14 protein-coding genes are annotated in these 7,688 nt (G+C 59.1%); all 14 read left to right on the top strand.

What is annotated here, in order from left to right; genetic code table 11:
* On the top strand, window positions 1-368 hold a 368-nt coding region (locus ABJK70_RS01525), incomplete at its 5' end, for a hypothetical protein (protein WP_347257296.1).
* A gap of 281 nt (window positions 369-649) precedes the next feature.
* Window positions 650-994 carry a YciI family protein gene (locus tag ABJK70_RS01520; RefSeq protein WP_077728697.1) on the top strand — a complete coding sequence of 115 codons (345 nt, stop codon included), beginning with the start codon at window positions 650-652 and terminating at the stop codon, window positions 992-994.
* A gap of 48 nt (window positions 995-1,042) precedes the next feature.
* On the top strand, window positions 1,043-1,423 hold the full coding sequence (locus tag ABJK70_RS01515) for a YciI family protein (RefSeq protein WP_077728696.1): 381 nt from the start codon (window positions 1,043-1,045) through the stop codon (window positions 1,421-1,423).
* Between the two features lie 44 nt (window positions 1,424-1,467).
* A complete protein-coding gene (locus ABJK70_RS01510; protein ID WP_077728749.1) occupies window positions 1,468-2,148 on the top strand; it encodes a DUF899 domain-containing protein in 681 nt (226 codons plus the stop codon).
* Window positions 2,149-2,216: 68 nt separating this feature from the next.
* Complete coding sequence (locus tag ABJK70_RS01505) at window positions 2,217-2,651, top strand: SgcJ/EcaC family oxidoreductase (RefSeq protein ID WP_086134029.1); 435 nt, start codon at window positions 2,217-2,219, stop codon at window positions 2,649-2,651.
* A 199-nt stretch (window positions 2,652-2,850) separates the two neighbouring features.
* Entirely contained in the window at window positions 2,851-3,297 is a 447-nt protein-coding gene (locus ABJK70_RS01500) for a nuclear transport factor 2 family protein (RefSeq protein ID WP_086134028.1), read from the top strand.
* A gap of 85 nt (window positions 3,298-3,382) precedes the next feature.
* Window positions 3,383-3,841: an SRPBCC family protein gene (locus ABJK70_RS01495; protein ID WP_077728693.1), complete on the top strand. Its 459-nt coding sequence runs from the start codon at window positions 3,383-3,385 to the stop codon at window positions 3,839-3,841.
* Between the two features lie 35 nt (window positions 3,842-3,876).
* Window positions 3,877-4,293, top strand: coding sequence for a VOC family protein (locus ABJK70_RS01490; RefSeq protein ID WP_077728692.1), 417 nt, complete (start codon window positions 3,877-3,879; stop codon window positions 4,291-4,293).
* An 84-nt stretch (window positions 4,294-4,377) separates the two neighbouring features.
* On the top strand, window positions 4,378-4,794 hold the full coding sequence (locus tag ABJK70_RS01485) for a YciI family protein (RefSeq protein WP_086134026.1): 417 nt from the start codon (window positions 4,378-4,380) through the stop codon (window positions 4,792-4,794).
* Window positions 4,795-4,862: 68 nt separating this feature from the next.
* Entirely contained in the window at window positions 4,863-5,390 is a 528-nt protein-coding gene (locus ABJK70_RS01480; RefSeq protein ID WP_077728690.1) for an SRPBCC family protein, read from the top strand.
* Between the two features lie 70 nt (window positions 5,391-5,460).
* The gene (locus ABJK70_RS01475; protein WP_133718811.1) at window positions 5,461-5,862 is read left to right on the top strand and encodes a YciI family protein; all 402 of its coding nucleotides are present in this window, start codon (window positions 5,461-5,463) and stop codon (window positions 5,860-5,862) included.
* 87 nt (window positions 5,863-5,949) lie between these two features.
* Window positions 5,950-6,243, top strand: coding sequence for an antibiotic biosynthesis monooxygenase (locus ABJK70_RS01470; protein ID WP_347257295.1), 294 nt, complete (start codon window positions 5,950-5,952; stop codon window positions 6,241-6,243).
* A gap of 153 nt (window positions 6,244-6,396) precedes the next feature.
* A complete protein-coding gene (locus ABJK70_RS01465; protein WP_077728687.1) occupies window positions 6,397-7,032 on the top strand; it encodes a DUF2239 family protein in 636 nt (211 codons plus the stop codon).
* A gap of 147 nt (window positions 7,033-7,179) precedes the next feature.
* On the top strand, window positions 7,180-7,650 hold the full coding sequence (locus tag ABJK70_RS01460) for a VOC family protein (RefSeq protein WP_086134022.1): 471 nt from the start codon (window positions 7,180-7,182) through the stop codon (window positions 7,648-7,650).
* Window positions 7,651-7,688 lie beyond the last annotated feature (38 nt).

The following is a 7,688-nucleotide window of genomic DNA, read 5'->3' as shown; positions in this document are numbered from 1 at the left end:
AGATACACCGTAATGAGTTGAGTTTGCCAGTCCATGGTCGTCTCTCCGAGGGGTGTTGCAGAACCCTCCTCAAGAGACACCAATGGGCTGGCATCTTCTCTCCGTTAGCTCTTAATTCGCATTTTAGGGCCGCTTTGTACGAAAATGAACCGGCCGAGTCACCGATCCGGTGGAACGCTTATGTCCGGGCGACAATCGCCTTTCTGGAACGAAACCGCGAGAAACTGGCCGAACTCCGGGAAGAGATCGCCAAAGGGCCAAGACTTCAAGGTGCCGTACCGAACCTCGACGTCGTCGATCGCTTGATCACATGCTTCGACGAGCCTTATTCGGTTGCATATGGCGGAAAAACAAAAGCGTGCAAGTGACCCATCCGCGAAAGCCGACGAAAGGATTCAGCGGGCACACGCTCGCTCATGCCCAACCTTGACCTCACGAAGCGAGTATCTGTACTCGGCTTACTTGTACGTTTGATATAGGGCGGTCCGGCGGCATCGCAGCGCTCTGCGCTGAAGCCACGGTCGCTTCTCTGCGTTTTCGGAAAGCGCCGGAAAAATTTTTCCCGATTTCACGATCAAGTGTCGAATCGGCGCTTCCCCGAACGACTATCCAGCGCCTACAGCCTTTTCATCACGATATGGAGGAAGCCATGAAATACCTGTGCCTGGTTTACAGCGAGGAAGAAAAGCTGCACAGCCTCCCCGAAAGTCCGAAAGATGCCGAATGCCTGGCCTACGCCAATTCGCTCCGCGAGAGCGGGCATCTGCTTGGCGGAGAACCCCTGGAATCGGTTCAGACCGCCACGACCGTACGGGTCCGCGGCGGCAAGGTGTCGGTCACCGATGGCCCATTTGCCGAAACGAAAGAACAACTGGCCGGGTTCTACCTGATCGATGCACGGGATCTCAACGAGGCTATCCAGATCGCCGCGAAGATCCCGCCGGCGCGCGTGGGCAGCATCGAGGTGCGTCCGATCCGGGAGTTGAAGCCGTAGGACGAATACGGTCCATCCCGCCCGTGAAATTCAACAAAAGAGAAAGCCATGAAATATCTGTGTCTGGCGTACGAAGCGGAAGAAAAACTTAACGCTTTGTCCGCAAGCGAGTGGGATGCCCTGCGGCGCGAGACGCTCGCCTATGTCGAGGAGCTTCGCGAAAGCGGCCACCTGATCGTCACTCACGCCCTCAAGAGCGTTCGAACCGCCGCGACGGTACGGGTTCGGAGCGGCGGACTATCGGTGACGGACGGTCCTTTCGCCGAAACCAAGGAGCAACTGGGCGGTTTCTTTCTGATCGAAGCCGCCGATCTGAACGAGGCGGTCCGGATCGCATCGAGGTGGCCGTCGGCGCGCCTTGGCAGCATCGAGGTCCGCCCCATCGAGCCAGTGCTGAACGTGGAAAGCCGCTACGGCGGAGCCCCGTGACGCTGCCCGACGCGAATACCATGCGATCGCAGAGAGAGGTCACCATGAATCACCCTATTTATCTACCGAAAATCGTATCCAAGGCCGAGTGGCTCGCCGCACGCGAGGAACTGCTCATCAAGGAAAAAGAACTCACCCGGGCGCGTGACGCGCTGAATGCCGAACGCCGCCGGCTGCCGATGGTGAAGATCGACAAGGCTTATGTCTTCGAAGGTCCGGACGGCCAGTTGAATCTGCCCGATTTGTTCGAGGGCCGCCGCCAGCTCATCGTCTACCATTTCATGTTCGACCCAAATCGGGACGAGGGTTGCGTCGGCTGTTCATGGGTGGTCGACAGCATGGGCCACCCCGCCCATCTTCACGCCCGCGACACCTCGCGGGTCCTCGTCTCCCGCGCGCCGCTGGCCAAGATCGAGCCGTTCAGGAAACGCATGGGCTGGGACGTGCCCTGGTATTCCTCTTTCGGAAGCGACTTCAACCGGGACTTCGGCGTCACCACCGAGCAGGGCGAAACGTTCGGCGTGAGCGTCTTCCTCCGCGAGGGAGGAAACATCTTTCAAACCTACTTCACGGCCGGACGTGGCGCCGAGTACCTCGGCAGTCATTGGAGCTACCTCGACTTGACACCCTTCGGCCGGCAGGAGGATTGGGAAGACTCTCCGGACGGATGGCCGCAAACTCCACCGTATGGATGGTGGCGCCACCATGACAAATACGCTGGGTGAAAGGGAGCTCATGTACCCCCCACTTCGGTGAAGCCCGACTCAACCCATCCATCTACGGGAGAAAAGCCATGAAAACTGAAACGACCGAAACCGAGATCCGAAACCTGGTGAACAGCTGGCTGAAAGCCGTGCTGGACGGAAACATGGACGCAATCGTTTCCCACTACGCCCCGGACATCCTCGCATTCGATGCCGTATCGCAATTGCAATTCAAGGGCGTGGACGCGTACCGACAACACTGGGAAGCCTGCCTTGCCCTGTGTCCCGGCCCGATGATCTTCGAAATTCACGACCTGAGCATCGTGGCAGGCAATGACGTGGCGTTCTGCCATGCTCTCAACCGGTGCGGCGGAACGGGAGAAAACGGCGAGGAAAAAGTCGGATGGATGCGGATGACTGCCTGCTACCGCAGGCTGAACGGACAATGGAAGATCGTGCACGAGCATTTTTCGGCGCCCTTCGATATCGAGAGCGGCCGCGCCTTGCTCGACCTCACGCCGTAACACAGCCATGAGAAAACTGCTCCGGTCGACGGTAACGTCCCTGGACCGCTCCATGGCCGGGCCTAACGGGTGCTGGACTGGCATGCCGAGGGAGAGGACTTCGGTGATGTCGATTTCGCGGTTCTTCATTCGACCACCTAGCGGCAGTTGGGCGTTTTCCATCTGTTCGCCGAAAACCAACCGATAAGGATCCACCACCATGGCAACCGAAACCATCCAAGCCTACGACGAAGCCCAGATTAGACAACTCATCGCCGATCAGATGGATGCCGTCTGCGCCAAGGACGTGGGCCGAATCATGTCCCGCTACGCGCCTGATGTCGTTTTCTACGATTGCAAACCTCCGTTCCAAACCAAAGGCGCAGAGGACTACCGCCGTATTTGGGAAGAGTGCTTGCCGTGCTTCCCGGACTCTTTCGCCATAGAAACGCGGGACCTCGACATCTTCGTAAGTGGAGACCTGGCGCTCGCCCACTGGCTGTTCCGCTTCACCGGGGAAGAAAAGGACCATCCGGCAATGCAAACCTGGATGCGGCTCACGGCCGGCTATGAGCGGAAAAAGGGCAGCTGGCGGATCGTGCACGAGCATTGCTCCCTCCCCTTCGATCCGCCTACCGGCAAAGCCGTATTCACGCTCGACCTTTAGCCCGATCCCATGACGACAGCCGCCCCGTTCGATCTTGGATGACGACTGTTTTTTTCATCAATCGATAAGAGGAGAAAAAATCCATATGACCGATTCCACCCCGACAAGCGCTGCCGACCGTGAAATTGTCAGCTCGCGAGTGTTCGATGTACCGCGCGAGCGCTTGTTGAAGGCGTGGCGCGATCCCGCCCAATTGGCCGCGTGGTGGGGGCCGAAGGGTTTTACCAACACTTTTCACGAATTCGACCTGCGGCCGGGCGGCGTCTGGCGTTTTGTCATGCACGGTCCCGACGGGGTCGATTATCCGAACGAGAGCGTCTTTCTCGAGGTCGTCGAGCCCGAGCGCATTGTGTTCCAGCATGTGTCAGGTCCGCGATTTCAGATGACGGTCACCTTCACGGAGGAGGCCGGAGGAACCCGGCTCGAATGGCGGATGCTCTTCGAAAGCGCCGCGGAATGCGACAAGGTCCGGGCGGTGTGCGTCGAAGCGAACGAACAGAATTTCGACCGCCTTCAGGCACAACTGGCGAAGCTGACCCCGTAGGCGTCTTAATACCTCAACCGAGAAAAGGAGATACCATGCATATCCAACCCTATTTGTTCTTCGAAGGCCGCTGCGAGGAGGCGCTCGATTTCTACCGCCGCGCGCTCGGCGCCGAAGTAATGATGCTGATGCGTTTCAAGGAAAGCCCTGAGCCCCATCAGTGCCCGCTCCCGCCCGGAGCCGAGGAAAAAGTCATGCATTCGAGCTTCCGTATCGGCGAGAGTACGGTGCATGCTTCCGACGGTTTCTGCCAGGGGCAGCCGAACTTCCAGGGCATTTCGCTATCGCTCTCGGCGCCGAACGAAGCGGAGGCCGATCGCCTGTTCGCCGCGCTGGCCGAAGGCGGACAGGTGCAGATGCCGTTGGGCAAAACCTTCTTTTCGCCGTGCTTCGGCATGGTCATCGACCGCTTCGGCGTGGCGTGGATGATCATCGTAGAGAGTGCGGAATAGAGCCAACCCAGGAGCTCGGCTTCCGCCGGTCCAGGCCGTCCGGAAGCCGAGCTCCTTAATCGAAACTGAACAGGACAAACGCCCATGCGATTCATGATCATCGTCAAAGCCACCAAAGACTCCGAGGCGGGCGTCATGCCGACCGAGGACCTCATTGCCGAGATGGCGGCATACCACGAGGAACTGGCAAAAGCCGGCACACTGATCGATGGCTCCGGGCTCCAGCCGAGCGCGAAGGGTTGGCGCATCGAGTACTCCGGCGAGAAGCGTTCGGTGGTGGACGGACCCTTTGCCGAAACCAAGGAGTTGATCGCCGGCTACACCATTATCCGGGTGAAATCCAAGGAAGAGGCGTTGGAATGGACCAAGCGCTTCCCTAATCCAGCCGGTGACGGCAGGGAAGGCGAGATCGAGGTCCGCCAGTTGTTCGAGCTGGACGACTTCGAACCGGGTGAGGCGATCGAACGCTGTCGCAAACTCGGGATCGGTACGGAGAACTAGCCGCGTATCGTCTCCCGCCGGGTCCCTGACAGTCCCTTCTTGCGTCCGACACCGCACTGGAAAAATCTATGTTCAAGAACATTGCCGTCGTAGCTACCCTTCTGATCGCCGCGGTCCTCATCTATGCCGCGACCAGACCCAACACTTTCCGCGTCCAGCGCTCGACCAGCATCAACGCGCCGCCGGAAAAAATCTTCATGCTTATTAATAACTTGCGCAAGATGAACGAGTGGTCGCCGTTCGAAAAAAAGGACCCGGCGATGAAACGGACTTATACCGGCGCGGCCGACGGCAAGGGCGCGGCGTACGAATGGGACGGCAACACGGATATCGGCCAGGGACGCCTCGAGATCACGGAGTCGTTTCCCCCCTCCAAGATCACCATGAAACTCGACTTCATCAAGCCTTTCGAAGCCCACAACATCGTCGAGTTCACGCTAGAACCGCAGGGCGACGTCACCCGGACCACCTGGTCCATGCAAGGCCCCAGCCCTTACATTTCAAAACTCATAGGACTCTTCATCAGCATGGACAAGATGATCGGCAAGGACTTCGAGGCCGGCCTCGCCAGCTTGAAAGCCATCGCGGAAAAGTAAATGTTGCGCAGAGCCGCCGTCCCGGTCGGCTCGTCGACGCGGCGGAGTAAGTCTTGAATAGGAAAACGTGATGAAGTACCTGTGTTTGATTTGTGCCGAAACGGTGATGGAGCAAATGCCCGAAGCCGATGCGGAGAAGCACCTGGAAGAGTACCGCGAGTTTACCGACGGTATCCGGAAAAGCGGCCACTTCGTCGGGTGCAATCGGCTGCTTCCGCCCGCTGCCGCGACCACGATCCGGGTGCGGAACGGCAAAGTCTCGGCGACCGATGGACCCTACGCGGAAACCAAGGAGCAGCTCGGCGGTTACTACGTCATCGAAGCCAAGGATATTGATGAGGCGATCGAGGTCGCCTCGATGATTCCCGGGGCCAAGATCGGATGCGTCGAGATACGGCCCATCGCGGAGGATTCCAAGACGCTGAGCGCGCTTGGCTTTGTCGGGCTGACCACAGGAGACGGTACGGCGTGACGGACTCCCGCCAAGTTCGGCGCCGGTACCACGCCCCTAACGTCGATGCGCGGTGTGCGAGTTTCGTTGTATAGACAACATCAGAGGATGATCACGGTCATTTGGGATACTTGGCTGAAACCCGGTACGGAACGAGAAGGACTCCGGCTGACGCGCCAAGTGTGGTCGGACATGCGAAGCTTCGACGGTTACATCTCGCATCAGATTTTCATCGATCAGGATGATCCGGGACATATCATCGCTCTCGCCAACTGGCGAAATCGGGCGGATGCGGACGCCGTCCGGGAAAAATACAAGGACTCCGAGATGATCCGCCAGTTCACCCCGCTCCTCGCCCGCCGCCGGGAACGATGGATGACTTGCGAAGATCACGCGTCGTGAACAAAGCCGCCCCTGTACCAGACCGGCAACCGAGCTTGGATTGTCGGGCGGTCCAAGGCGAACACCCGTAAGCACGACTTTTACCCGTGTAATATTGACATTATTTTTTACCCGGATAAAATTGACTTCGTTATTTTCAAACGAGGTCGCCTTATGAACACTAATCCACAACCGACATGGATCGCGTTTGCAGGAGCCAAACGCATCGCGCTGGGTCCGCCCCGTGACGTGGCCGCGAAGGTGAAGTCTTTCGTCGATACGGATAGCCAAGACATCGTCTTGATCTTCGACGCCGTCACCAGCGCGCCCGTAGAGCTGGACCTCCGCGGCTCCGTGTCCGCGGTTCTCGATCGGCTGTCGCACGCGCAGGGCAACCAGACCGAGCCGGTCGCGGACACCTCGGCGAGCGCACCGCGAACCGCCGGACGACCGAAGCTCGGTGTCACGGCCCGCGAAGTCACCTTGCTGCCCAGGCATTGGGAGTGGCTGACCTCCCAGCCCGGAGGCGCCTCCGTGGCGTTGCGAAAGCTCGTCGAACAGGCCATGCGCGCGAACAGACAGGACGATCAAGTCCGTCAGGCGCGAGAAGCCGCGTATCGATTCATGAATGCGATGGCCGGAAACGAGCCCGGCTTCGAAGAAGCCATACGGGCCTTGTTTGCCGGCGATCAAGACCGATTACATCAGGCTGTCGCGAAGTGGCCCGCCGACGTACGACAACATACGCTCACCTTGACGGAAACGGCTGCCGTTACGCGTCCCAAGCCTGAGACGGCGCCGGCGGATTGAGTTCGCCCGGCGTCGGCTCGCCACTTTCTAGGCGCGAGATATCCATCAAGCGATATAACAGGCGCTTGGAAACCGATGCCAGCGGTTCGCACGGAGCGCTGGGTCGCCCATGTCGTGAGTGATCTTTTACTTGGAAGGAGCAAGGAGATGACGGTTAAAGCGATCCCCGACGGATACCACAGCGTGACACCGTACCTGGGCATCAAGGGTGCGGCCGAGGCCATCGAATTTTACAAACGGGCATTCGGCGCTGTGGAGCTTTTTCGTCTGGTGGCGCCCGGCGGCGAAATCGGACACGCCGAGATCAGAATCGGCGACTCGACCGTCATGCTGGCCGATTCGTGCGAAGCGAGTCCGTTACGCAGCCCGCAAGCGCTGGGCGGCTCGTCGGTCGGTCTTCATGTGTACGTGGAAGACGTGGATACTCTGTTCACCCGCGCCGTCGACGCCGGAGCGAAAGCCGTCAGGCCGGTGCAAGACCAATTTTACGGCGACCGCACCGGCACGCTGGAAGATCCTTTTGGGCACGTCTGGTTTCTCGCGACCCGCAAGGAAGAGCTTACCCCAGAGGAAATCAATAGGCGTGCCGAGGCAATGTTCAAGCAAAGCGACGCCTAGAGCGACAGATGTCGTCGTCAAACGAGAACGCTGCAGAA

This window comes from Methylocaldum sp., from assembly GCF_039794385.1.
In the GTDB taxonomy this organism is placed as follows: domain Bacteria; phylum Pseudomonadota; class Gammaproteobacteria; order Methylococcales; family Methylococcaceae; genus Methylocaldum.
Note: the sequence above shows the minus strand (reverse complement) of the source record. Positions and strands in the feature narration are given on the sequence as shown.

Bases quoted from the DNA above. Each gene is read 5' to 3' on its own strand.
- ABJK70_RS01520 (WP_077728697.1), top strand. From the start codon at position 650: ATGAAATACCTGTGCCTGGTTTACAGCGAGGAAGAAAAGCTGCACAGC.
- ABJK70_RS01515 (WP_077728696.1), top strand. From the start codon at position 1,043: ATGAAATATCTGTGTCTGGCGTACGAAGCGGAAGAAAAACTTAACGCT.
- ABJK70_RS01510 (WP_077728749.1), top strand. From the start codon at position 1,468: ATGAATCACCCTATTTATCTACCGAAAATCGTATCCAAGGCCGAGTGG.
- ABJK70_RS01505 (WP_086134029.1), top strand. From the start codon at position 2,217: ATGAAAACTGAAACGACCGAAACCGAGATCCGAAACCTGGTGAACAGC.
- ABJK70_RS01500 (WP_086134028.1), top strand. From the start codon at position 2,851: ATGGCAACCGAAACCATCCAAGCCTACGACGAAGCCCAGATTAGACAA.
- ABJK70_RS01495 (WP_077728693.1), top strand. From the start codon at position 3,383: ATGACCGATTCCACCCCGACAAGCGCTGCCGACCGTGAAATTGTCAGC.
- ABJK70_RS01490 (WP_077728692.1), top strand. From the start codon at position 3,877: ATGCATATCCAACCCTATTTGTTCTTCGAAGGCCGCTGCGAGGAGGCG.
- ABJK70_RS01485 (WP_086134026.1), top strand. From the start codon at position 4,378: ATGCGATTCATGATCATCGTCAAAGCCACCAAAGACTCCGAGGCGGGC.
- ABJK70_RS01480 (WP_077728690.1), top strand. From the start codon at position 4,863: ATGTTCAAGAACATTGCCGTCGTAGCTACCCTTCTGATCGCCGCGGTC.
- ABJK70_RS01475 (WP_133718811.1), top strand. From the start codon at position 5,461: ATGAAGTACCTGTGTTTGATTTGTGCCGAAACGGTGATGGAGCAAATG.
- ABJK70_RS01470 (WP_347257295.1), top strand. From the start codon at position 5,950: ATGATCACGGTCATTTGGGATACTTGGCTGAAACCCGGTACGGAACGA.
- ABJK70_RS01465 (WP_077728687.1), top strand. From the start codon at position 6,397: ATGAACACTAATCCACAACCGACATGGATCGCGTTTGCAGGAGCCAAA.
- ABJK70_RS01460 (WP_086134022.1), top strand. From the start codon at position 7,180: ATGACGGTTAAAGCGATCCCCGACGGATACCACAGCGTGACACCGTAC.